22 protein-coding genes are annotated in these 22,043 nt (G+C 71.6%); 11 read left to right on the forward strand and 11 right to left on the reverse strand.

Going from position 1 to position 22,043, the window contains the following annotated elements; all coding sequences use genetic code 11:
• Positions 1-3 precede the first annotated feature (3 nt).
• From ACVMLK_RS09190 to ACVMLK_RS09200, 3 genes are all read left to right on the forward strand, one after another.
• Positions 4-624, forward strand: coding sequence for a non-canonical purine NTP pyrophosphatase (locus ACVMLK_RS09190; protein ID WP_422922317.1), 621 nt, complete (start codon positions 4-6; stop codon positions 622-624).
• A gap of 160 nt (positions 625-784) precedes the next feature.
• Positions 785-1,762, forward strand: a complete 978-nt coding sequence (locus tag ACVMLK_RS09195) for a CobW family GTP-binding protein (RefSeq protein ID WP_422922318.1) — start codon at positions 785-787, stop codon at positions 1,760-1,762.
• A complete protein-coding gene (locus ACVMLK_RS09200; protein ID WP_198367056.1) occupies positions 1,759-2,811 on the forward strand; it encodes a WD40 repeat domain-containing protein in 1,053 nt (350 codons plus the stop codon). Before ACVMLK_RS09195 ends, ACVMLK_RS09200 begins: the two co-directional genes overlap by 4 nt.
• Positions 2,812-2,834: 23 nt before the next feature.
• Here ACVMLK_RS09200 and ACVMLK_RS09205 read toward each other — a convergent pair whose 3' ends face one another.
• From ACVMLK_RS09205 to hemE, 3 genes are all read right to left on the reverse strand, one after another.
• The gene (locus ACVMLK_RS09205) at positions 2,835-3,494 is read right to left on the reverse strand and encodes a type 1 glutamine amidotransferase (RefSeq protein WP_198367055.1); all 660 of its coding nucleotides are present in this window, start codon (positions 3,492-3,494) and stop codon (positions 2,835-2,837) included.
• A 386-nt stretch (positions 3,495-3,880) separates the two neighbouring features.
• On the reverse strand, positions 3,881-4,942 hold the full coding sequence (locus ACVMLK_RS09210; RefSeq protein WP_457486230.1) for a catalase family protein: 1,062 nt from the start codon (positions 4,940-4,942) through the stop codon (positions 3,881-3,883).
• A 95-nt stretch (positions 4,943-5,037) separates the two neighbouring features.
• Positions 5,038-6,081 carry a uroporphyrinogen decarboxylase gene (gene hemE / locus ACVMLK_RS09215; protein WP_422922322.1) on the reverse strand — a complete coding sequence of 348 codons (1,044 nt, stop codon included), beginning with the start codon at positions 6,079-6,081 and terminating at the stop codon, positions 5,038-5,040.
• Positions 6,082-6,442: 361 nt separating this feature from the next.
• Between hemE and ACVMLK_RS09220 the strand changes: the two genes are divergently transcribed.
• Genes ACVMLK_RS09220 through ACVMLK_RS09240 form a run of 5 tightly spaced genes read left to right on the forward strand, consistent with a single transcriptional unit; the run spans position 6,443 to position 11,992 of the window.
• Positions 6,443-7,300, forward strand: coding sequence for a pyruvate, water dikinase regulatory protein (locus ACVMLK_RS09220; RefSeq protein WP_198367052.1), 858 nt, complete (start codon positions 6,443-6,445; stop codon positions 7,298-7,300).
• Complete coding sequence (locus ACVMLK_RS09225) at positions 7,300-7,893, forward strand: Maf family protein (protein WP_422924731.1); 594 nt, start codon at positions 7,300-7,302, stop codon at positions 7,891-7,893. The genes ACVMLK_RS09220 and ACVMLK_RS09225 overlap by 1 nt, the downstream gene beginning before the upstream one ends.
• Before the next feature lie 55 nt (positions 7,894-7,948).
• Entirely contained in the window at positions 7,949-9,040 is a 1,092-nt protein-coding gene (locus ACVMLK_RS09230) for an AGE family epimerase/isomerase (protein WP_457486231.1), read from the forward strand.
• Between the two features lie 31 nt (positions 9,041-9,071).
• Positions 9,072-10,454, forward strand: coding sequence for a Trk system potassium transporter TrkA (trkA, locus tag ACVMLK_RS09235; RefSeq protein WP_422922325.1), 1,383 nt, complete (start codon positions 9,072-9,074; stop codon positions 10,452-10,454).
• The gene (locus ACVMLK_RS09240; RefSeq protein ID WP_457486232.1) at positions 10,451-11,992 is read left to right on the forward strand and encodes a TrkH family potassium uptake protein; all 1,542 of its coding nucleotides are present in this window, start codon (positions 10,451-10,453) and stop codon (positions 11,990-11,992) included. The genes trkA and ACVMLK_RS09240 overlap by 4 nt, the downstream gene beginning before the upstream one ends.
• 3 nt (positions 11,993-11,995) lie before the next feature.
• Here the strand turns inward: ACVMLK_RS09240 and ACVMLK_RS09245 are convergent, their stop codons facing one another.
• Entirely contained in the window at positions 11,996-12,172 is a 177-nt protein-coding gene (locus tag ACVMLK_RS09245; protein WP_457486233.1) for a hypothetical protein, read from the reverse strand.
• Positions 12,169-12,384: a hypothetical protein gene (locus tag ACVMLK_RS09250; RefSeq protein ID WP_457486234.1), complete on the reverse strand. Its 216-nt coding sequence runs from the start codon at positions 12,382-12,384 to the stop codon at positions 12,169-12,171. The genes ACVMLK_RS09245 and ACVMLK_RS09250 overlap by 4 nt, the downstream gene beginning before the upstream one ends.
• A 160-nt stretch (positions 12,385-12,544) precedes the next feature.
• On the opposite strand from ACVMLK_RS09250, the gene hrcA reads away from it, so the two are divergent.
• Positions 12,545-13,645 carry a heat-inducible transcriptional repressor HrcA gene (gene hrcA, locus ACVMLK_RS09255; RefSeq protein ID WP_370592021.1) on the forward strand — a complete coding sequence of 367 codons (1,101 nt, stop codon included), beginning with the start codon at positions 12,545-12,547 and terminating at the stop codon, positions 13,643-13,645.
• A gap of 10 nt (positions 13,646-13,655) precedes the next feature.
• On the opposite strand, the gene ACVMLK_RS09260 is transcribed toward hrcA, so the two are convergent.
• On the reverse strand, positions 13,656-14,984 hold the full coding sequence (locus tag ACVMLK_RS09260) for an NAD(P)/FAD-dependent oxidoreductase (RefSeq protein WP_457486235.1): 1,329 nt from the start codon (positions 14,982-14,984) through the stop codon (positions 13,656-13,658).
• 60 nt (positions 14,985-15,044) lie between these two features.
• Positions 15,045-16,712, reverse strand: a complete 1,668-nt coding sequence (locus ACVMLK_RS09265) for a peptide ABC transporter substrate-binding protein (RefSeq protein ID WP_457486236.1) — start codon at positions 16,710-16,712, stop codon at positions 15,045-15,047.
• A gap of 189 nt (positions 16,713-16,901) precedes the next feature.
• Here ACVMLK_RS09265 and ACVMLK_RS09270 point away from each other — a divergent pair, with 189 nt between their 5' ends.
• Entirely contained in the window at positions 16,902-17,534 is a 633-nt protein-coding gene (locus ACVMLK_RS09270; RefSeq protein WP_198367044.1) for a cupin domain-containing protein, read from the forward strand.
• Between the two features lie 57 nt (positions 17,535-17,591).
• Here the strand turns inward: ACVMLK_RS09270 and typA are convergent, their stop codons facing one another.
• A complete protein-coding gene (gene typA, locus ACVMLK_RS09275) occupies positions 17,592-19,421 on the reverse strand; it encodes a translational GTPase TypA (RefSeq protein ID WP_198367043.1) in 1,830 nt (609 codons plus the stop codon).
• 204 nt (positions 19,422-19,625) lie between these two features.
• The gene (locus tag ACVMLK_RS09280; protein ID WP_422922331.1) at positions 19,626-19,862 is read right to left on the reverse strand and encodes a hypothetical protein; all 237 of its coding nucleotides are present in this window, start codon (positions 19,860-19,862) and stop codon (positions 19,626-19,628) included.
• 293 nt (positions 19,863-20,155) lie between these two features.
• Between ACVMLK_RS09280 and ACVMLK_RS09285 the strand changes: the two genes are divergently transcribed.
• Positions 20,156-20,572, forward strand: a complete 417-nt coding sequence (locus ACVMLK_RS09285; protein ID WP_198367041.1) for a DUF3775 domain-containing protein — start codon at positions 20,156-20,158, stop codon at positions 20,570-20,572.
• A 51-nt stretch (positions 20,573-20,623) separates the two neighbouring features.
• On the opposite strand, the gene ACVMLK_RS09290 is transcribed toward ACVMLK_RS09285, so the two are convergent.
• Together ACVMLK_RS09290 and ACVMLK_RS09295 are read right to left on the reverse strand one after the other, a co-directional pair.
• Entirely contained in the window at positions 20,624-21,352 is a 729-nt protein-coding gene (locus ACVMLK_RS09290; protein WP_232477206.1) for a DUF1194 domain-containing protein, read from the reverse strand.
• A gap of 114 nt (positions 21,353-21,466) precedes the next feature.
• A partial coding sequence (locus tag ACVMLK_RS09295; protein WP_457486237.1) for a tetratricopeptide repeat protein occupies positions 21,467-22,043 on the reverse strand: 577 nt, incomplete at its 5' end.

Genomic DNA, 22,043 nt, shown 5'->3' on the forward strand with positions numbered 1-22,043 from the left:
GCCATGACCACCCGCCGCCGCCTCGCCGAGCGCCGCATCGTCATGGCCAGCCACAACGCCGGCAAGGTGCGGGAGAACGCCGCCCTGCTGGCCGAACACGGCATCGAGATCGTCAGCGCGAAGGATCTCGGCCTGCCGGTGCCGGAGGAAACCGAGACCAGCTTCCTGGGCAATGCCACGCTGAAGGCGCTGGCCGCGGCGCGCGCCTCGGGCCTGGTCGCGCTGGCCGACGACAGCGGCTTCTCCGTCGCCGCGCTCGAGGGCGCGCCGGGCGTCCACACCGCCGACTGGGCCGAGCGGCCCGACGGCACGCGCGACTACGCCGCCGCCATGGCCAAGGTGGAGAGGCTGGCGCGCCATGCCCCCGACCGCGCCGCCTGGTTCACCTGCGCGCTGGTGCTGGCCTGGCCGGACGGCCACACCGAAGGCTTCGAGGGCCACGCGCCGGGACAGTGGATCTGGCCGCCGCGTGGCGCGAAGGGCTTCGGCTACGACCCGATGTTCGTCCCCGAGGGCCATAGCCAGACCTTCGCCGAGATGGACCCGGCGGAGAAGCACCGCATCAGCCACCGCGCGGCGGCCTTCCGCCTGCTGGCGGAGGGCTGCCTGGGGAAGGCGCCGTAGTTTCGCCGTCTCCGCGCGCCGGGGGCCTCGGTGGCCGGAGCCCCCTGGCCCGGCCCTTCAGGGCAGCAGCCATGCGCCCCCGTGACCGCCGGGGCGAAGCGTATCATATAGCAGCCCCAAGGACTTCGAACCGCGCCCCCTCAGGCAGGAGCCGTCATCCATGAGCGAGACCGCCGACACCGTCCCCGTCACCGTGCTGACCGGCTATCTGGGAGCCGGCAAGACCACCCTGCTGAACCGCATCCTCAGCGAGAACCACGGCCGCAAGTACGCCGTGGTCATCAACGAGTATGGCGAGCTGGGCGTGGACAACGACCTCGTCATCGATGCCGACGAGGAAGTCTTCGAGATGAACAACGGCTGCATCTGCTGCACCGTGCGCGGCGACCTCGTCCGCATCCTGGGCGGGCTGATGAAGCGGCGCGGCAAGCTGGACGGCATCATCGTCGAGACCACGGGCCTCGCCAACCCCGCCCCCGTGGCGCAGACCTTCTTCATGGACGAGGACGTCAAGCGCGCCACGCGGCTCGACGCCATCGTCACCGTCGCGGACGCCAAGAACCTGCTGGCCCGGCTGGCGGACAGCGCCGAGGCGGAGGAGCAGATCGCCTTCGCCGACCTCATCGTGCTGAACAAGATGGACCTGGTGAGCGAGGAGGAGGCCGCCGAGGTCGAGCGCCGCATCAAGTCGATCAACCCCTATGCCGAGATCCGCCGCGCCACCAAGTCCGACGTGCCGATCGACAGCGTCATCGGCCGCGAGGCCTTCAGCCTCGAGCGCATCCTGCAGCACGCGCCGGACTTCCTGACCTCGGACGAGCACGAGCACAACGACGAGGTGATGAGCGTCTCCTTCGAGACCGACAAGGCGATCGACCCCGAGAAGTTCAACGCCTGGATTGGCCAGCTCCTGCAGGTGAAGGGGCAGGATCTGCTGCGCACCAAGGGCGTGCTGGCCTACCAGGGCGAGGACCGCCGCTTCGCCTTCCAGGCCGTGCACATGATCGCCGATGGCGACTTCATCGGCCCCTGGAAGGAGGGCGAGCCGCGCCACTCCAAGATCGTCTTCATCGGCCGCAACCTGAACCGCCCCCAGCTGCGCCGCGGCTTCGAGGGCTGCGCCGTGGAGGCGGCATGAGCGACGCGGCGCAGGCGGGCCTCGCCGAGGCCGATTTTCTGCTGCGCGAGCGCGGCACCTCCGCCGAGTTCGGCGCCTGGATCGTCGCCGTCGCCTTCGGGCGGGAGGGGAGCAGCGCCGCCTTCGCGCTCGGCGACGGCACGCTGCGCCTGGCCGACGCGGCGGAGGCCGCGGCCGGCTGGCGGCGGATCGAGGCGCATGACGGGGCCTGCCTCGACCTGGTGCCGGACGTGGCCGGCGGCTTCCTCTCGGGCGGCGACGACGGCCGGCTCATCACCGTGGCGGGCGACGGCACGGTCACGGAACTGGCCGATTTCGGCGCCATGAAATGGGTGGAGCACCTCGCCAGCCACCCCTCCGGCCTGCGCGCCGCCTCGGTCGGCAAGCAGGTGCACCTGCTGGACGGGGCGGGGGCGCGGCTCAAGACGCTGGCGCATCCCTCCACCGTCGGCGGCGTCGCCTTCGATGCCAAGGGCAAGCGCATCGCCGCCGGGCACTACAACGGCGCCAGCCTCTGGTTCGTGAACAGCAAGGAGGACAAGCCGCGCGTCCTGCCCTGGAAGGGCAGTCACCAGCGCGTCGCCTTCAGCCCGGACGGCACGCATGTCGTGACGACGATGCAGGAGAACGCCCTGCATGGCTGGCGCCTGACCGACCAGCAGGACATGCGGATGTCCGGCTACCCCTCCAAGATCAAGTCCTTCTCCTTCACCGCCAAGGGCCGCTGGCTGGCGACCGCCGGGGCGGATTGCATCGTGCTCTGGCCCTTCTTCGCCGGCGGGCCGATGGGCAAGCCGCCGCTCGAACTCGCGGGCGGCGACGGCGTGCTCTGCACCCAGGTCGCCTGCCACCCGCAGCACGAGGTGGTGGCGGCGGGCTTCCAGGACGGGTTGGTGCTGATGGCCGAGATCGGCTCGGGCAAGATCGTCCCGGTCGCGGCACCCGGGCGCGGACCGGTCTCGGCGCTCGCCTGGAACGCCACCGGCACGCATCTGGCCTTCGGCACCGAGACCGGCTTCGCCGGGCTGGTCGATCTGTCGAAGCGGTAGGGGGCGCGATCGGGGCGCCGCCCTCAGAGGCCCACCAGCCGCAGCATCTCCCCGAACAGCGCCTCCCGCCGCGCCGCGAAGGCCGTGTCGCGCTCGCGCGTCAGGGCCAGCAGCGCCGCCGTATCGATGCCCCTGGCGGCGAGACGCTCCGGCGGGGTGAAGCCGATCCAGTCGGCGATGCAGCCGGCGTTCGCCTCGGGGTGGAACTGCAACCCCAGGGCCCGGCGATGGCGGAAGGCCTGGATGGTGCCCTCGGAGCGCGCCATCACCTCGGCCTCGGGCGGCAGGGTGACATGGTCGCCGTGCCAGCGGATCCAGGGGCCGCGCCAGAGCGGCCCGCTGCAGTCCTGCGTCTCCATCCAGCCCTCGTGGAAGGTGCCGCTGGGTGCGACCGTGCCGCCGATGGCGGCGGCGATCATCTGGGCCCCGAAGCACAGGCCGATGACCGGCCGCTCCGCCGCGATCCAGGCCGCCAGCAGCGCGCGCTGCCGGGCGATCCAGTCCTCTGTCTCATAGGCCGCGCGCGGCGAGCCCAGGCTGACGATCAGATCGGCCCCGGGCAGCGGGCCCTCCGCCACCTCCGACCCCGGCCGCACCTCCAGCCGGGCGCCCCGCCGCCGCAGCCAGTCACCGAAATGGCCGATCGGCGCCAGGGGTGAATTCTCCAGGACCAGCACGCGCATCGCTTCACCTCACCCCCGCGGGATACCGGCGAAGCCCGCCCCGCGACAAGAGCCGGCCCCGCATCAGGGCCCGCCCGGCGTCAGGGCCAGGACCCGGAGGGGGTCTAAGCAGGCCGGAGCCTGTCGCCACCAGCCCCACCAGCGCGCTGATCCATGGGCCGCGCCACCTGCCGGACACGCTGCCCCGCCCGGCTCCCTCGACCGTCCCCGCCGTCATCGTCATGGAGATGACCAGCAACCACGCCCTCGCCATGCTCCTGATGGCGACCTTGCCGCTGGCCTTCCTGGTCTCCCGCCAGGTCTGCCGCCGGCCGCTCTATGGCACCGGGGCGCTGCGCTTCCGGGACGGCCGGGGGAAGCGGGCCGCGGCCGCCCCGGCGCATCCCTCAGCGCATCACGGGGCAGCCATTGTGCGCCGCGCGGAAGCGGGCGGACTGCTCGTAGGTCGGCCGCCGGGACCGCATGATGCCGCCCAGCGGGCGATGCGCCTCCAGGCCGTTCCAGGGGCTGAAGGCCATGCCATCGTCGATCTCGCGGCTCAGCGCCGCATCCCAGCCGGGCTGCGGGGGCGCGGTGATGCGCGCCACCGCGACATAGGGGCTCTCCTCCTCCGGCCAGGCCACCGAGGCATCCTCCACCGGCATGGTCTCGGGATTGGTCATCAGTTGCACGCGCACCTCCCAGGCGCCGCCATGCGCGCTCAGATGCGCCCGCACCTGGTCGCGCAGGGCATCCGGGTGGCCGGAGGTGGGGACCTTGCTGCCGGCGAGCGCCAGCAGCTCCGGCGCCACCGGCGCGACCGAAAGCTTGGCGACATACGCGCCGTGACGCAGCGGCACCTGCGTCCAGAAGGTCTCTCCCAGGATCGAGGTGCCGGGGTGGCCGCCCAGGCTCTTGAGGAGGGCGCTTTCCCCGCCCACAGCCTCGACCACCTTCTCCGCCCCGCGCAGCACCGCCGAGGCCACCTTCTTGAGGCCCTGCGGCTGATCCGTGGTGCGCGCCAGCAGGCTGAGGCTGCCGGCGAAGGCCTTCGGGTCGGCGGCGGCGAAGGCCGGCGCGTTGGCCATGACGAAATCCTGGTTGCGGCCGGATTCGGCGCCCGGCAGGCGGGCGCCCGGCACGTCCAGCACCTTGAGCGCGAGGCCGCGCGGCACGGTGATGCTGTCGTCCAGCAGGTCGCCCGGATTGGTGGAGAAGCGCATCACCACCGCATAACGCCCGGGCGTGGCGAAGAGGCCCTGCGCCAGCTCGGCCGGCAGGCCCTCCGACACCGTCATCTCCCCCTTGACCAGGCCGTGGCTCTTGGCGTGCACGCCGCGCAGGGCATGGCCTTCATCGGCCAGGGTGGTCTCACCGATGGTTCTGAGCGCCGCCGCCAGACGCGACACGGTCTCGGCTTCGTCCTTGGCGGGTCGCTCCAGGGCGGAATCGTAACGGACAGGGGTCATGCGCGGCTCCACGGGGGCCCCAGGGGAGGGGGCCCCCTGAAGAGCATCCAGGAGGGAACGCCCATGGCCCGCGCGCTGTTGCGGCGCCGGCCGCCTCAGCCGATGCGGATCAGCCGCGCCAGCGCCGCTACATGCTCGGGCGGCGTGGGCGGCACGATGCCGTGGCCCAGGTTGAAGACGAAGGGCCTTCCCCGCATCGCCGCCAGGATCGCGCGCGCCTCCGCCTCCAGCGCCGCCCCGCCGGCGACCAGCGCCTGGGGGTCGAGATTGCCCTGCAGCGTGACCTGCGCGGGCACCTGCGCCGCCGCCCAGCGCGGGTCCATCCCGGTGTCCATCGCCACGGCCTCCGCCCCTACCCGCTGGGCGTATTCCACCAGCAGCGGCCCGGCCAGGCGCGGGAAGCCGATCAGCGGGATGTCCGGCCGCACCTTGCGGATGCCGCGCACGATCGCGGCCGCCGGCTCGATCGACCAGCGGCGGAACTGCGCCGGCGGCAGCAGGCCCGCCCAGCTGTCGAACAGCATCAGTGCTTCCGCGCCGGCCTCAGCCTGGGCCAGGAGGTAATCCACGGTTGAATCGACGAGGATACGGATCAATTTTCCGAACAGGAGCGGGTCGCCATAGGCCATCCGCCTGGCCTGGGCGAACTCACCGCCACCCCGCCCTTCCACCATGTAGCAGGCCACGGTGAAGGGGCTTCCGGCGAAGCCGATCAGGGCGGCGCGCGGCGCTTCCTGAGCCAGCCCGGCCCGCACCCGCGCCACCGTCTCCAGGATGGGCGCGATCCGCGCCCGCGCGCCCTCGGGGTCTAGCGCCGCGATCGCCGCCGCGTCGCGCAGCGGCTCGAGCAGCGGGCCTTCCCCTTCGGCATAGCGCAGCCCCTGCCCCATGGCCCAGGGCAGCATCAGGATGTCGCTGAACAGGATCGCCCCGTCCATGCCGTAGCGGCGCAGCGGCTGCAGCGTCACTTCCGCGGCCAGTTCCGGCGTCGTGCACAGGCGGATGAAGTCGCCCGCCTGGGCCCGCAGCTGCCGGTACTCCGGTAGGTAGCGCCCGGCCTGGCGCATCAGCCAGAAGGGCGGGGGCCAGATCGCCTCCCCGGCAAGGGCGCGCAGCAGTGGCTTCGATGCGTGTTCCATGGCGCCCCTTTCTCTGAAAAAGAGTCTTTAAGAAAGATGGGGGGTCTGTAGGCCCTGTGGATAAGGGGGACACAATATCGCCGGTGTCTGTCCACAAGCTTCTCCACAGGCCCGACTCGAGCGGAAACCCAGCTTAAAGGCCGGTTTTCGGGCTTTTCCACAGAGTCCTGCGGACAGATGTGCCCAGTTGCCCCCAACCCCCTGAAAATGCGGATTTCATCCCCGATTCACCCAGGGGCCTTCCGCTGCCGCTCGGTTTTCCCCAATGTCCACAGCAATCCCCGCTATTCTCCCCTGACCGATCCCCCGACAAACCTCCCCGGCAAGACCACAGCCTGAACCACGGAAACGCCCGCCCCGCATGATCAACCTGCATCTCGTCTCCGACAGCACCGGCGAGACCCTGAATTCCATCGCCCGCGCCACCCTGTCGCGCTTCGCCGACCCGCATGTGGTGCATCACCGCTGGTCCCTGGTGCGTTCGCATCTGCAGCTCGAGCAGGTGCTGGAGGGGATCAAGGCCGAGCCCGGGCCGGTGATGTTCACCCTGGTGGACCGCTCGCTGCGGCATGCGCTGGAGGAGGTGTGCCAGCAGCTCCGCATCCCCTGCCTGTCGGTGCTGGACCCGGTGATGGACCTGCTGCAGGCGCAGATCGGCCAGCAGGCGCGGGAGAAGCGCGCCGCGCAATACGTGCTGGACGCCGACTATTTCCGCCGCATCGACGCCATGCATTACGTGCTGGCGCATGATGACGGCCAGGGCGTGGCCGGCATCGCCGAGGCCGATTGCGTGCTGGTGGGCGTCTCCCGCTCCAGCAAGACGCCGACCTGCTTCTACCTTGCCAATCGCGGCATCAAGGCGGCGAATGTGCCGATCGTGCCCGGCGCGCCGCTGCCGGACGAGCTACTCGACCCGCCCTGCCCGGTGATCGGGCTGACCATCGACACGACGGCGCTGATCGACATCCGCCGGCACCGGCTGAAGCTGATCGGCAGCGGCGGCGTGCGGCAGGACACCAACGACTATGTGGACTTCGAGGCGGTGAAGGCCGAGATCCAGGCGGCGCGCCGGCTCTGCACCACGCATGGCTGGCCGGTCATCGACGTGACGCGCCGCTCCATCGAGGAGACGGCGGCGACCGTGCTGCAGCTCATGGAGGCGTGGCACACCCGCCGCAACCAGGCGCCGCCCCCGAAGCCGGCGGATATCGGCGCGTGATCCGCCTGTTGCTGGCCTCCTCCTCCGCCACCCGCGCGGCGTTGCTGCGCGGGGCCGGGCTGGCCTTCGAGGCGCACCCCGCCCGGGTGGACGAGGCGGCGCTGAAGGAGGCCGCGCGGGCCGAGGGCATCCCGCCGGCGGAGGCCGCGCTCCTGCTGGCCGAGGCCAAGGCCGGGCGCATCGCCCGGCGCGAGCCGGAGGCGCTGGTGCTGGGCGCGGACCAGCTCCTGGTCTGCGGCGACGACTGGTACGACAAGCCGGCGGACATGGCCGCGGCGCGTGCCCAGCTCCTGGCGCTGCGGGGCCGGACCCATGTGCTGCACACGGCGCTGGTGGCCTGGCGGCACGGCCGGCGCGTCTGGCAGCATGTGGCGGCGCCGCGGCTCGCCATGCGCCCCTTCACCGAGGCCTTCCTCGACCGCTACCTGGCGCTGGAGGGCGAGGCGGTGCTGCATTCGGTGGGCGCCTACCGGCTGGAGGGGCCGGGCATCCAGCTCTTCGACAGGGTCGAGGGCGAGCACAGCGCCATCCTCGGCCTGCCGCTGCTGCCCCTGCTGGGCTTCCTGCGGCAGCACGGCGCGCTGCCTGAATGAGGCGCCCCGGCGGCCCCTGGACGCCGGCCGGGTGGCCGGGTTAACGGCCGGGCCTGTGGAAGGTGAGGATCTCTGGCTCTGGCTGAGCCGACGGGCATGGCCGCTCTGGCTGGAGCGCGGCATCGACTGGCGCGCGCGTGCCTTCCACGAGAGCCTCACCCTGGACGACCATGCCTGCACGGCCACCTTCCGCCGCCTGCGGGTGGCGGCGCGTCAGATCTACAGTTTCGCCCTGGCGCGGCGGCATGGCCTGCCACGTGCGGACGAGGCCGTGGAACTCGGCCTCGACTTCCTGCGCCGCACCGCCGCCCATCCGGACGGCGGCTATGCCTGGCGCTTCGCGCTGGATGGCCGCGTCATCGATAGCCGGCGCGACCTCTACGACCACGCCTTCGTGCTGTTGGCGCTGGCGGCCGCCAGCCGCGTGGCGCCGCCGGAGCCGCTCCGGCGCGAGGCGCTGGCGCTGGACGACTTCATCGAGCAGCGGCTGGCGCATGCCTCGGGCGGCTATCTGGAATCCCTCCCTCCCGCCCTGCCCCGGCGGCAGAATCCGCACATGCATCTGCTGGAGGCGCGCCTCGCCGCCGCCGAGGCCTTCGGCGAGGTCCGCTTCCTGCGCGGCGCGGAGGCGCTGCTGAACCTCTTCCTGGCCCGCTTCCTGCCGGATGGCTGCCTGGCGGAGTTCTACGACGACGACCTCCGCCCGCTGGAATCGCCGCACCGCGCGGAGCCGGGGCACCACAGCGAATGGCTCTGGCTGCTCGACTGGCAGGCACGGCTGTCCGGCCGGCCCGCTCCCGCCGGCGCGGTCGCGGCGCTGCGCCGCTTCCTGGCCGCGCATGGCCGCGACCCGGCCACCGGCGCCCTGCGCGACGCGGTCTGGAGCGATGGGCGGGTGATCGCCGGCGGCGCCCGCCTCTGGCCGCAGACCGAGCGGCTGAAATCCGCCGCGCTGGGCGGCGACCCGGCCGAGCAGGCGGAGGCACGGCGGGTGCTCGCCACCTATCTGCGGCCCGACGGGCTCTGGCATGAACGCCGGCTGGCGGAAGGCGGCATGAGTCCGGAGCCCGCCCCGGCCAGCAGCCTCTACCATCTGAGCTGCGGCATCGCCTTCATCGCGCAACCCGGCGGCGACGCGCGGCCTTGAGAGCAGAAGCGCAGGCGGGAGCGCGGTGGTCATGAAGGTCATCATCTGCGGCGCCGGGCAGGTCGGCACCACCATCGCCCGGCATCTGGCGATGGAGGGCAATGACGTCACCGTCATCGATGCCTCGGCCGAGGCGGCGCGGCGGGCGGACGAGAGCTATGACGTGCGGGGGATGGTGGGTTTCGCCTCGCATCCCGAGGCGCTGCGCCGCGCCGGGGCGCGGGAGGCCGACCTGCTGATCGCCGTCACCCGCTCGGACGAGGTGAACATGGTGGCCTGCCAGGTCGCCCATGCACTGTTCCATGTGAAACGTCGCATCGCCCGGCTGCGCCATCATGGCTATCTGGAGCCGATCTGGCGCGAGGCCAGGCCGCCGCCGGTCGATGTGGTGATCTCGCCGGAGGTGGAGGTGGCGCGCGGTGTCGCCCGCCGCCTGCGCACGCCGGGCGCCTTCGACATGGTGCCGCTCGCCGACGGGAAGGTGCAGCTGCTCGGCATCCATTGCGACGATGCCAGCTGCGGCATCGCCGGCGCCCGGCTGGGCCAGCTGCGGCAGGCGGCGGAGGGCCGGGGCTATGTCGTCGTCGCCCTGGTCCGGGAGGGCCGGGCCTTCGTGCCGGGCCCCGAGGATCAGGTGGCCTGCGGCGACGATGTCTATGTCATCGCCCAGCCCGAGCATGTCGACAGCGTGATGGCGGTGTTCGGCCACCGGGAGCAGGCGGCGCGCCGGGTCGTCATCGTCGGCGGCGGCAATGTCGGCCTGCATCTGGCGCGGATGCTGAAGCGCGACGCGCTGGTCTCGCTCAAGGTGATCGAGCACGGGGCGGAACGCGCCGCCCACATCGCCGAGACGCTCGGCAGCGGGACCGTGGTGCTGCAGGGCGATGCGCTGGACCGCGAACTGCTCGAGGAGGCCAATATCGCCGAGGTCGATACCCTGGTCGCCGTCACCAACGACGACGAGACGAACATCTTCGTGTCCGTCCTGGCCAAGCGGGCCGGCTGCGGCCGGGTGATCACCCTGGTGAACAAGGCCTCCTACGCCCCGGTGGTGGATTCCCTCGGCATCGACGCAGTGGTGAGCCCGAGCAGCATCACCATCTCCTCCATCCTGCGCCATGTGCGGCGCGGCGCCGTGGCGCAGATCTACCAGCTGCGCGGCGATTTCGGCGAGGTGATCGAGGCGCGCGCGCTGGCCGGCTCGCGCCTCGTCTCGGCGCCGCTGGGGGAGGTGGGCGTGCCCGCGGGCATGCTGATCGGCGCCGTGGTGCGGGACGGCCGGGCCTTCATCCCGGACGCGGCCACCACCGTGGCGCCCGGCGACGACATCATCGCCGTCATGGCCTATACGGCGCGCGAGGCGGCGGAGGCGCTGATCGCCCTGCCGGGCAGCGCCCCGGGCCAGGGCGCGTGAGCGACGCCACGGCGCGTCCGCCGCCCGGCGGCGCCCGATCCGGCCCGGCGGCGACCCCTGCGGCGGGTGGCCACTGGGCGCCGCCTCCGCTGCGCCCGGTGCTGCAGCTCATCGCGCGCATGCTGCTGGTGCTGGGCGGCTTCATGCTGCTGCCGGCCCTGCTCGACCTGTCGCAGGGCCATCCCGACTGGCGGCCCTTCGCCGCCTCGGCCCTCGGCACCGCGCTGGCCGGCGGGCTGCTGCAACGCCTGACCCGCTGCGAGCTGCAGGCCGGGCTGAACCTGCGCCAGGCCTTCGTGCTGACGCCGCTGAGCTGGCTCGCCATCTGCGCCTTCGCCGCCGTGCCCTTCCTGCTGTCGCAGCATCCGGGCCTTGGCGGCAACCTGACAAACGCGGTCTTCGAATCCGTCTCCGGCCTGACCACCACAGGCTCCACGGCGGTCAGCGGGCTGGACGAGGCGCCACCGGGCATCCTGCTCTGGCGCGCCCTGCTGCAATGGCTGGGTGGCATCGGCATCATCGCCACCGCGCTGGCCATCCTGCCGACCCTCGGCGTCGGCGGCATGCAGCTCTTCCGCACCGAAAGCTCCGACCGCTCGGAGAAGGTCATGCCGCGCGTGCGGCAGATCGCATTGGCCATCGTCCTGACCTATCTGGCGCTGACCGTGCTCTGCGGCCTCGCCTACGCGCTGGCCGGGATGGACGCGCTGGACGCCGCCGCGCATGCGCTCACCACCATCTCGACCGCCGGCTTCTCCACCTCCGACCAGTCGCTCGCCCGCTGGGACAATCCCGCGGTGCACTGGATCGCCATCGCCGGCATGCTGGCCGGCGCGCTGCCCTTCGTCCTCTATGTCCGCCTCGTGCGGCGGGACTGGGCCATCCTGCGCGACAGCCAGGTGCGCGCGCTGCTCGGGCTGGTCGCAACGGTCACCGCCGGGCTGACGCTCTGGCTGGTGCTGCGCGGCACCTACGGGGTCTGGGAAGCGCTGCAGCACGCGGCCCTCGCCACGGTCTCCATCGTCACCACCACCGGCTTCGCCTCGGCCGATTACACGCAATGGGGCGGCGGGGTGGTGGGGCTGGTGTTCGGCCTGATGTTCGTCGGCGGCTGCACCGGCTCCACCACCGGCGGCATGAAGATCTTCCGCCTGCAGGTGATGGCGGTCATGCTGCGCGGCCAGTTCCTGCGCCTGCTCTATCCCCGCGGCGTCTTTCCCCGCCTCTATGACGGCAAGCCGCTGCCGGATGACGTGATCGGCTCGGTGGTGGTGTTCTTCACCCTCTACTTCATCTGCTACGGCGTGCTGACCATCCTGCTGATGGCGATGGAGCTGGATTTCCTGACCAGCGCCAGCGCGGCCGTCAGCATGCTCTCAAATGTCGGCGCGGGGCTTGGTCCGGTGATCGGGCCGGCCGGGCATTTCGGCAACCTGCCGGACGGCGCCAAGTGGCTGCTCTGCTTCGCCATGCTGCTGGGCCGGCTCGAGCTCTTCACCGTGCTGATCCTGTTCATGCCGCGCTTCTGGCGCGGCTGAGGCTCATTCGCTGAGCATCACCGTGCCGCCCCAGGACAGGCCGATCAGCAGCAGGGCCAGCAGCGCCGTGGCCGCCGCCGGGTGGCGCGAGGCGCGGTCGAGCAGCAGGCCGGCGGCACCGGCGCCCAGGCCGAACAGCAGCAGCGCGGCCAGGAAGCCGTTCATCACCGGGTTGTTCATCCCTTCCGCTCCTGGCGCGGCGCGGCCGGGCCGGTGCCCGAATCGCTGTAGCGCGACAGCGGCGCGGCGCGGTTCTGTTCCATCCTCGGGGCGGTCCGGGTCTCCTGCGGCGCGGCGCCGGCCGCCTCGCCGGAGCGTGTGGCGGCGGGGACGGCGGCGAGCCAGCCGAGCAGGGCCAGGGGCCAGATCCGGGAACCGGTCATATCCGTCATGATGCCCTCCTGCGCTTGTCCGCGCCCTGCGGCACTCCGAATTACAGGGAGGATGCAACGGCTTCGTGGCCATGATGTGTCGGCGCATGACAGGATGGCGCCGCGTCGGCGCCACGGGGCTTCACGCCTGCTTGAGAGGGAGGCAAAAAGAGCTGTCCCGATGAAGGATACGAGGAACTTGGCCAGGGGATCCGCTTCGTCGTTCTTCTCGTCCGGCCGCAAGGCCGCCGGCGCGGCGGGACTCGACAGCCGCGGCGCGGCGATCCTGCGCCAGATCGTCGAGCTCTATGTGGAGACGGGAGAGCCGGTGGGCTCGCGCACCCTCTCGCGCCGGCTGCCGCTGACCCTCTCGCCGGCGACCATCCGCAACGCCATGGCGGATCTGGAGGAGGCCGGGCTGCTCTTCGCGCCGCACACCTCCGCCGGCCGCCTGCCCACCGAGCGTGGCTTGCGCCTCTTCGTGGACGGCCTGCTGGAATTCGGCGACCTTTCGGAGGAGGACCGCGACGCCATCGCCGCGCGCTGCGCCGCTTCGGGCCGCAGCATGGAGGAGACGCTGTCCGAGGCCGGGCAGATGCTCTCGGGCCTCGCCGGCGCCGCAGGGCTGGTGGTGGCGCCCAAGACCGAGGCGGCGGTCAAGCATATCGAGTTCGTCGCCCTCTCGCCCGGGCGGGCGCTGGTGGTGCTGGTGAACGCGCATGGCCAGGTGGAGAACCGCGTCATCGAGGTGCCGCCCGGCCTGCCCCCCAGCGCCTTCAGCGAGGCCAGCAACTTCATCAATGCCCGCCTCTCCGGCCGCACGCTGGAGGAGACGCGCGCCACGGTGGCGGACGAGATCCAGGCCAACCGCACGGCGCTCGACGCGCTGACGCAGCAGATGATCGAGTCCGGGCTGGCCACCTGGGCCGGCGGCGGCGGCGGCTCGCTGATCCTGCGGGGCCAGGCGAAGCTGCTGGAGAACCTCGACCAGATTGCCCGCGTGCAGGAGATCCAGGCGCTGTTCGAGCGGCTGGAGGCGCAGGAGACCATGCTGCGCCTGCTCGAGCTGGCGCAGCGCGGCGAGGGCGTGCAGATCTTCATCGGCGCCGAATCGGGGCTGTTCAGCAGCGCCGGGCTGTCGATGGTCGTGGCGCCCTTCCGCGACGGCAAGGAGCAGATCGTCGGCGCCATCGGCGTCATCGGCCCGACGCGGATCAACTATCGCCGGGTGATCCCGGTGGTGGACTATACCGCGCGGGTGATCGGGCAGCTGCTGGGCTGACCGCCCCGACTCAGAGTGCTCCGGCCGGCGCCAGGGGGGTGCCGTCCACCAGCCGGCTGTAGCGATAGGGCGTGGGATCGACGATCGGCGCGTCCCCGGCCACCAGGTCTGCCGCCAGCCGCCCCGCCGCCGGGCCGATGCCGAAGCCGTGGCCGCTGAAGCCGGTGGCCAGGAAGAAGCCGCGCAGCCCGTCCACCGCCGAGATCACCGGCACCGCGTCGGGGGTCGAATCGATGGTGCCGCCCCAGGCCTCGGCGCATTCCAGCTCGCCGAGGCTCGGCAGGTCGGCCTTCAGCGAGGCCAGCGCCTGCTCCACCAGCGTCATGTCCGGCGCCGGATCGAGCACGCGGGTCTTCTCGAAGGGCGTCACCTCGTTCATCGACCAGCGGGCGCCGGCGAGGAGGGCCTGGAAGAAGGGCCGACCCAGCGTCAGCTTCAGCTTGGCCCGCCGCTGCACGAAGGTGGGCCAGAACTGCCGGCCATAGCGCAGGCTGTCCGGCGTGATGTGCACCGTGCCGCGCCCCCGGAAGGCGACGGTGTAGCCGCCATCCTCCCGCCGCCGCATGCAGTGCCCCGGCGTGCCGAGCGCCCCGGCCAGCAGCATCTCGCCCGTGGTGGTGCGGAAGGCGGTGCCGTTCACCATCAGCTGCGGCAGGGCGATGCCGTGGCGGCGGCAGAACAGGGTGGACCAGGCGCCGCCGGCCAGCAGCACGGCGCTCGTGCGGATGGTGCCCTTCTCCGTCACCACCCCGCTCACCGACCCGCCCTGGGTCTCGAGGCCCCGCGCCGCGCAGTTCTGGAACAGCTTCACGCCGAGCCGCCGCGCCCCGGCGGCCAGCGCCGGCGCCGCCATGGAGGGCTCGGCGCGGCCGTCGCTCGGCGTCTCCATGCCGCCGACCCAGCCCGCCTGGCTGTCCGGCAGGCGCTCCTTCACCTCCGCCGCGCTCAGCATGTGGCTGTGCACCTGCATCTCGCGCGCCATGTTCGCCCAGCGCTCCCAGGAGGCGAGCTCGGCCGGGTCCTTCGTCACCCACATGACGCCGCGGCGGCGGAAGCCGAGATCGGCGTTGATCTCCTCGTGCAGGCGGCCCCAGATGGCGAGGCTCTCGCGCGCCAGCGGGATCTCGTGGCGGTCGCGGCCCTGCTGGCGGCACCAGCCCCAGTTCCGGCTCGACTGCTCGCCGCCGACATGGCCCTTCTCGATCAGCGCCACCGAATGCCCCTTCTGCGCCAGGGCGTAGGCGGCGGAGACGCCGATGATGCCGCCGCCGATGACGACGACATCGGCCTGCGCGGGCAGGCGTTCATCGCCGGCGATGCGATCGACGGGAGGCGACATGGACGGGCTCCTGGAGGCTGGTCGTGGTGGAAGGTCGGTGGGCGGCGCGGCGCGTGGTCGTCAGGACCAGTACCAGTCGCGGATGTTCCAGCAGTTGGAGGAGGTGTTGATGTTCGGCCGGAAGCCGTTCAGCCCTTCCTTCGTGCCCTCGACCAGGGCCTGCTGGAAGATCGGCAGGATCGCCAGCTCCTCGCGGATGATCCGCTGGATGCGGCCGTAGATCGCCTTGCGCCGGTCCTGGTCGAACTCCGTCGCGCCTTCCGCCAGCAGGCGGTCCACCTCGGCGTTCTGGAACTGGATGTTGTTCTGCCCGCGCCCGCCCTTGGCGCCGATCGCCTTGCTGCTGAAGCGCGGCGTCACGTCCGGATCGCCGCCCAGCTGGTAGTTCACGGCGACCATCACCGAGCTGAACTTCGACTGCTGCCAGAACTCGCCCCAGATGACGGCGGCGGGCATGTTTTGGATCCTCATGGCGGCGCCGACCGCCTGCCAGTCCTGCATCAGCAACTGCTGCGCCTGCTCGCGGATCGGATTGCCGGTGGTGGTGGAATTGGCGATCTCCAGCCGCTGCCCGCCCTTCTCGCGGATGCCGCGCGCGCCCCGCTTCCAGCCGGCGGCGTCGAGCAGCGCGTTGGCCTTGCCGGGATTGTACTCGTGCTTCGGCAGGTCCTTCTCGATCGCCCAGGACTGGTTGGGCAGGAAGGATTCCGTGGGCGTCGGCAGGCCGTAGTACAGCGCCTCGATCAGCGCCTGCTTGTTCATGCCGAGGTAGAGCGCCTCGCGCACCGCCTTGTCCGCCCAGGGGCCGGATTCGAGATTGGGCGCGATGCTCTCGACCGAGGCCGTCGGATTGACGTGGACCTTCCGCCCGCGCAGCCCCTTCGCCTCATCGGCGAAGTTCGGGCTGATGCCGGCGATGCCGGTATAGTCCACCTGGCCGGTGCGGAACTGCGTGTACAGCACCGTCAGGTCGGGGATGTACTTGAAGACCGCCCGCTCGAGATGCGGGCCGCTGCCGTGATAGGCCGGGTTGGCCAGCAGTGTGACGTTGTCACCCGCCGCGCGGCTGCCCCAGCGGAACGGGCCGGTGCCGACCGGGGCGTGGTTGAAGGGCGAGAGGTTGGGGTCCGCGACTCCGGCCAGAAGGTGCTTCGGCACCATGAAGGTCAGCGAGAGGATGGAGAGATAGGGCGCGTAGGCCGTTTCCATCCGCCACTGGATGCGGTCCGGCGCCTCCACGCGGATGTCCTTGACCAGGCTGTGGCCGACGCGATTGCGGACGCGGAAATCGGGGTTGTTGATCAGCTCCAGCGTGAACTTCACGTCCTCGGCGGTGAAGGGCGTGCCGTCATGCCATTTGGCGTCGCGCCGCAGCTTGATGGTCCAGAGCAGGCCGTCGGCGGAGATGCCGCCGTTCCGCTGGGTCGGGATCTCGGCGGCGAGGTCGGGGACGAAGGTGCCGTCCGGGTCGATGAACCAGAGCGTGCTGAACAGGTTCCACCAGACGCCCTGGTCCACCTCGATGCCCGGCATCAGCGGGTGGAAGACGGTGGGCTCCTGCGACAGGCCGACCACCACCTGCCCCCTGGGCTTGGCGGGCGGTTTCGGCTGCGCCCCCGCCGGCCGCGCCACGAGCCCGGCCGCCGCCGTGGCCCCGATGGCGAAGAGGCCCCGACGGCTCGGGCCCAGGATCTGCCGCCAGCGCGCGCCGGCATCGAAGTCGCTCATGGCCACGTCTCCCGTTCGACCGACCGTGGCTCCTGCCCGGAGGGGTCGTCACGCCGCAACTGCATCCCCGTGCCGGTGTCTCCCGGCGGCCCCGGCCTGTTCACCGTGGTCATAATTGTTGCGCCGATGTTCAGCCTCATCGAAGCTGGCTGTCAATCGCCCCGATCCGCGGCAGGGAGGACAGGCCCCGTGAAAGCCGGACCCGAAGCGCCCGTTCCCCTTCACCAGCCGGAGGAGGAGGCGGCCAGCGACCGCCGCCTCGGCGAGGCGGTGCGGCTGCTGCGCCAGCGCCGCGGGCTGTCGATCCAGGAACTGGGGCGGCGTACCGGGCTTTCAGCCGGGATGATCAGCCAGCTCGAGCGCGGCCTGGCCACGCCCTCGGTGCGCAGCCTCAGGATGCTGAGCCTGGCGCTGCAGGTGCCGGTGTCCTTCTTCTTCGAGGAGCGCCCGGCGGCGGCGGCGCCCGGCCGCTACATCGTGCGCCGGGGCCAGCGCCGCGTGCTGCGCCTGACGCCGAGCGGCGTGCTGAAGGAGGCGCTGGCGCCGAGCGGGCCGGGGCAGATGGAGATCTACGAGCTGACGCTGAGCCCGGGCGGCTCCTCGGGCGCCGACTTCTTCCGCCACCAGGGCGAGAAGGCCGGCTACGTCCTCTCCGGCACGCTCCGCCTGTGGCTGGAGCAGGAGGCGCATCTGCTGGAGGCGGGCGACACCTTCCGCTTCCCGAGCGCCGTGCCGCACATGTTCGACAATCCGGGGGAGGTGCCGGCGCGGGTGGTCTGGATCACGCTGCGGAGCGACCCGCCGGCTGATCCGCCCCCCTGACGGCGAAAGGGGCGGGCCGGTGTCCCGGTCCGCCCCCTATGGGTCCGCCCCCTGGTCTCAGGCCGCCTCGCTCTCGGCGCGGCGGGCGTTCTTCTTGCGCTCATGCGGGTCGAGGTAGCGCTTGCGGAGCCGGATGGCCGAGGGCGTCACCTCCACCAGCTCGTCATCCTCGATATAGGCGATGGCCTGCTCCAGGCTCATCCGGCGCGGCGGCGTCAGCAGCAGGGCCTCGTCCTTGCCGGCGGCGCGGACGTTGGTCAGCTTCTTTTCCTTGATGGGATTCACGTCGAGGTCGTTCTCGCGCGAATGCTCACCGAGGATCAGGCCGGTATAGACCTTGGCGCCGGGGTCCACGAACAGGGTGCCGCGCTCCTGCAGGGAGAACAGCGCGTACTGCACCGCCTCGCCGTCGGAGTTGGAGATCAGGCTGCCCTTGATGCGGCCCTCGATCGGCCCGGCCCAGGGCTGGTAGCCCAGGAACAGGCGGTTCATCATGCCGGTGCCGCGCGTGTCGGTCATGAACTCGCCGTGGTAGCCGATCAGGCCGCGGGACGGGATGTGGAACACCAGCCGCACCTTGCCGCCGCCGGAGGGCCGCATGTCCTGCATCATGCCCTTGCGCAGCGACATCTTCTCGACGACGACGCCGGAGAACTCCTCGTCCACGTCGATGACGGCTTCCTCGAAGGGCTCCTCGCGCTCGCCGGTCTCGGGGTTCTCGCGCGTCAGCACGCGCGGGCGGCCGATGGTCAGCTCGAAGCCCTCGCGGCGCATCTGCTCGATCAGCACGCCGAGCTGCAGCTCGCCACGGCCGGAGACCTCGAAGCTGTCGGCCTCCTCGCTGTCCTTCACGCGGATCGCGACATTGCCCTCGGTCTCCTTGAAGAGACGGTCGCGGATCTGGCGGGAGGTGACCTTCTTGCCCTCGCGGCCGCCGAGCGGGCCGTCATTGATGCGGAAGGTCATGGACAGGGTCGGCGGATCGATCGGGATGGCCGGCAGCGGGGCCGCCACCTCGGGCGAGGCGATGGTGTCGGGGATGGTCGCGTCCGACAGGCCGGCGATGGCGCAGATGTCGCCCGCCTGCACCTCGTCGACCGGAACGCGGTCGAGGCCGGAGAAGGTCATCAGCTTGGTCAGGCGGCCGGTCTCGACCACCGTGCCGTCCTGGCGCAGCACGCGCACCGGCATGTTGGTGCGCGCCACGCCCTGCTCGATGCGGCCGGTCAGCACGCGGCCGAGGAAGTTGTCGGCCTCCAGGATGGTCGCGTTCATCGCGAAGGGCGCGTCGAGATCGACCGTCGGCGCCGGCACGTGGCTCAGGATCAGGTCGAACATCGGCGACAGGTCCTTGCGCGGACCGTCGAGCGTCGTGTCGGCCCAGCCCTGGCGGCCGGAGGCGAAGAGGGTGTGGAAGTCGAGCTGCTCGTCATTGGCGCCAAGGGCCGCGAAGAGGTCGAACACCTCGTTCAGCACCTCGTCCGCGCGGGCGTCCTGGCGGTCGACCTTGTTGATGACGACGATCGGCTTCAGGCCGCGGGCCAGCGCCTTGGTCAGCACGAACTTGGTCTGCGGCAGCGGGCCCTCGGCCGCGTCGCAGAGCACGATGGCGCCATCGACCATTGAGAGGATGCGCTCCACCTCGCCGCCGAAATCGGCGTGGCCGGGCGTGTCGACGATGTTGATCTTGACGCCCTTCCACTCGACGGCGGTGGACTTGGCGAGAATGGTGATGCCGCGCTCACGCTCCAGGTCGTTGCGATCCATGGCGCGTTCGGCGACGGCCTGGTTGGCACGGAAGGCGCCGGCCTGCTTCAGCAGATTGTCGACAAGAGTGGTCTTGCCATGGTCGACGTGGGCGATGATGGCGACGTTGCGCAGTTCCATAAGGCGGGCAGTCCCGAGGCTGCGCCGCCTGCGCACGCGGCCCGAATCCCCTCGGCCAGCATCAATGTGGCGGGGTCGGGCAGGGCGGGCCTGGCGGCTTGTTGCGGCGCACAGATAGGATGCCCGGCGGAAAAAAGCGAGCTTTTCGCGCATCCTTCACCCGCGACGGGCGCATTCCTGCTTCCACGGCCGCGCTCTGGCCGCTCAGGTGCGGTGCAGGGCCCGGCGGGCGCCGCCGAAGGGCTTCAGCGGATCGAATCGCTCGACGACGCAGAGATGCAGCGCCTGCCGCATGGCCGGCTCCGGCGGCGCGGCCTCGTCCTCCGGACCCTGCGCTCCGGCGGGGCGGTCGGCGATCTGCTGCGGCATCATGGAGCGGAAGAGGGGCGAATCCTCCGCGCAGCCGGGTGAATGGGCCAGGCCACCCTGTACGGAAACCATGCGCAAGGGCGCCTTCGGCACTGCGGTATCAGGCGAGGCGGGGGCCTCCAGAGCCTGGGATCCTGCTCCGAGAAGAACCGCTGCCATGAGGGGGATAAGCAAGGTTCTGGACATGCGGTATCAACGCCGGCTCATTTCGCTCGTTGCGCCGCAATTGTGGCGCTGAAGCAACACAAAAATTTTTTGGCAACCGGAGGGTTCTCCCTGGGCTTTCGCGTTGCCGTTAGCCTGATGCCCGGGATGCGCCAGGGATGCGCCGGACCGCACCAAGGGCGAACGCAGAGGAGGACTCGATGAGCGACACCCCCCGCGATGACGACGAGGCGGAGTTCGATCTGGGCATCAGCCTGGAGACCGTCGCCACGGTGGTGGATCATATCCGCGCCATCCAGGAGGAGGAGGAAGGCGAGGACGCCATCGATCCGGAGGATGAGGAGCCCGAGGAGGGTGAGGAGGATTTCGACGAGGACACCCTCACCGCCTTCATCGAGGAGCTGAACGAGGATGAGCAGGCGGCCCTGGTGGCGCTGGCCTGGACCGGGCGGGGCGACTACGAGCCGGAGGAGTGGGAGGAGGCGCTTCGCATGGCGAAGGAGCGGGGCGCGGGTACCGACACCGCCGCCTATCTGCTCGGCATGGACATGGCCGGCGACCTGATCTCCGAGGGGCTGGCCGCCTTCGGCATCTCGGTCGAGGAGGTCGAGCGCTGAGGCGGGAGCGGGGCCGGCCGGCTTCCGGCCCCATCCCGAGGCTCAGTTTCCTCAGGCGTAGTCCCGGCGCGGCCCGCCATGCCCGGCGATCTCGCGGATCAGCTTGCGGCGCACCGCCAGGCCGAAGCTGTCGAAATCCTCCGCCGCCACCAGGAAGGCGCCCTCCCCGCCGATCACCGCCTCGGCATAGTACTGGTCGAGCGGCACCAGCGGGCGCCGTCCGAAGCTCGGCCGGTCGTTGATGATCGGCAGGCCGTTGACGACGATGCCCTGGGCGACGGCGGCATCGCGCGCCTGCTCCACCGGCGGGCCGGAATTGTTCACCCCGTCCCCCGAGACGTCGATCACCCGGCGCGTGGCCTCGAAGGGGGCCTCGGCGAGCAGCCGGGCGCCGAAGCCGATGGCGCCCGAGATCGAGGTCCAGGACAGCGAGGTGCGCGGCGCCTCGGCCAGCGCCTCGCCCCAGCGCCAGGCCTCGGCCTGGGAGCCGACGCGCATCCAGGGCAGGAGCTGCCGCTGGTATTCGATGCCGGCCCATTCCACGTAGGTCAGGGCGATGGCCCCGATGGCACCGCCCTGGATCGCCTCCAGCAGGCGCGGATCGGTCATCGCCGCGCGATAGCCCTCGCGCTGCAGCTTGGCCTCGTCCTCATCGACCGAGCGGGAGACATCGACCGCCAGCACCAGCAGCACATCCACCGCCTCCGCGGCGCGCGGATGTCCCGGCCAGAGGGTCGAGGCCGCCGCGACGCCGCCCGCCGTCAGCCCAGCCGTCAGCAAGGAACGCCGCCACATCCTTCCGCCTCCCACCTGTTCCCGCACAGCAAAGCCGAGAGGCGGGGGGGTGGCGCAATTCTTTCATGTGCACACCCGCGTGTGCCCAGGGGCGTGTACTTAGGGCAACTCCTGCAGCCGCCGCTCCACAAGGGCGCGCCAGGGCGCGTCGGGCGGCGCCTGGTCGAGCAGGGCGCGCCAGGTGGCGCGGGCATTCTCCGACCGGCCGGCACGGGCCTCCAGCAGGCCCGAGAGGTAGCGCAGGCGCGGCGCCTCCGGCTCGGCGGAAAGCGCCCGCGCCAGCAGGGCGGCGGCGGCGTCGAGCTCGCCCTGCCCGATGCGCAGCTCCGCCAGCTCGGCGGCCAGCGGCCCGTCGAAGCGGATGGACAGGGCGCGCGCGAAGGCGTCGATGGCGGCCTCCGTCCGGCCCCGCCCGCGCTCGGCATTGGCGAGCAGGATCCAGCCCTGGCGCGCCGCCTCGCCCTCCTGCGGCGCCGCCTCCAGCCGTTGCCGCAGCATGGCCAGCAGCGCCTCGTCCTGCGCCGCCGCCTCGGCGCGCTCGCGATAGGGCGCGGCCGGGATCTCGGGATGCCCGCGCCAGAGGTAGAGGCCGAAGCCGAGGGCGGGCACCAGGAACAGCATGGCGGCCAGCAGCGCCCCGCCCCGCCCGGCGCCCGGCGCCGCCGCGGCGGCGGGC

This window comes from Teichococcus aerofrigidensis (genome assembly GCF_054073225.1).

Bases quoted from the DNA above. Each gene is read 5' to 3' on its own strand.
- ACVMLK_RS09190 (WP_422922317.1), top strand. From the start codon at position 4: ATGACCACCCGCCGCCGCCTCGCCGAGCGCCGCATCGTCATGGCCAGC.
- ACVMLK_RS09195 (WP_422922318.1), top strand. From the start codon at position 785: ATGAGCGAGACCGCCGACACCGTCCCCGTCACCGTGCTGACCGGCTAT.
- ACVMLK_RS09200 (WP_198367056.1), top strand. From the start codon at position 1,759: ATGAGCGACGCGGCGCAGGCGGGCCTCGCCGAGGCCGATTTTCTGCTG.
- ACVMLK_RS09205 (WP_198367055.1), bottom strand. From the start codon at position 3,494: ATGCGCGTGCTGGTCCTGGAGAATTCACCCCTGGCGCCGATCGGCCAT.
- ACVMLK_RS09210 (WP_457486230.1), bottom strand. From the start codon at position 4,942: ATGACCCCTGTCCGTTACGATTCCGCCCTGGAGCGACCCGCCAAGGAC.
- hemE (WP_422922322.1), bottom strand. From the start codon at position 6,081: ATGGAACACGCATCGAAGCCACTGCTGCGCGCCCTTGCCGGGGAGGCG.
- ACVMLK_RS09220 (WP_198367052.1), top strand. From the start codon at position 6,443: ATGATCAACCTGCATCTCGTCTCCGACAGCACCGGCGAGACCCTGAAT.
- trkA (WP_422922325.1), top strand. From the start codon at position 9,072: ATGAAGGTCATCATCTGCGGCGCCGGGCAGGTCGGCACCACCATCGCC.
- ACVMLK_RS09245 (WP_457486233.1), bottom strand. From the start codon at position 12,172: ATGAACAACCCGGTGATGAACGGCTTCCTGGCCGCGCTGCTGCTGTTC.
- ACVMLK_RS09250 (WP_457486234.1), bottom strand. From the start codon at position 12,384: ATGACGGATATGACCGGTTCCCGGATCTGGCCCCTGGCCCTGCTCGGC.
- hrcA (WP_370592021.1), top strand. From the start codon at position 12,545: ATGAAGGATACGAGGAACTTGGCCAGGGGATCCGCTTCGTCGTTCTTC.
- ACVMLK_RS09260 (WP_457486235.1), bottom strand. From the start codon at position 14,984: ATGTCGCCTCCCGTCGATCGCATCGCCGGCGATGAACGCCTGCCCGCG.
- ACVMLK_RS09265 (WP_457486236.1), bottom strand. From the start codon at position 16,712: ATGAGCGACTTCGATGCCGGCGCGCGCTGGCGGCAGATCCTGGGCCCG.
- typA (WP_198367043.1), bottom strand. From the start codon at position 19,421: ATGGAACTGCGCAACGTCGCCATCATCGCCCACGTCGACCATGGCAAG.
- ACVMLK_RS09280 (WP_422922331.1), bottom strand. From the start codon at position 19,862: ATGGTTTCCGTACAGGGTGGCCTGGCCCATTCACCCGGCTGCGCGGAG.
- ACVMLK_RS09285 (WP_198367041.1), top strand. From the start codon at position 20,156: ATGAGCGACACCCCCCGCGATGACGACGAGGCGGAGTTCGATCTGGGC.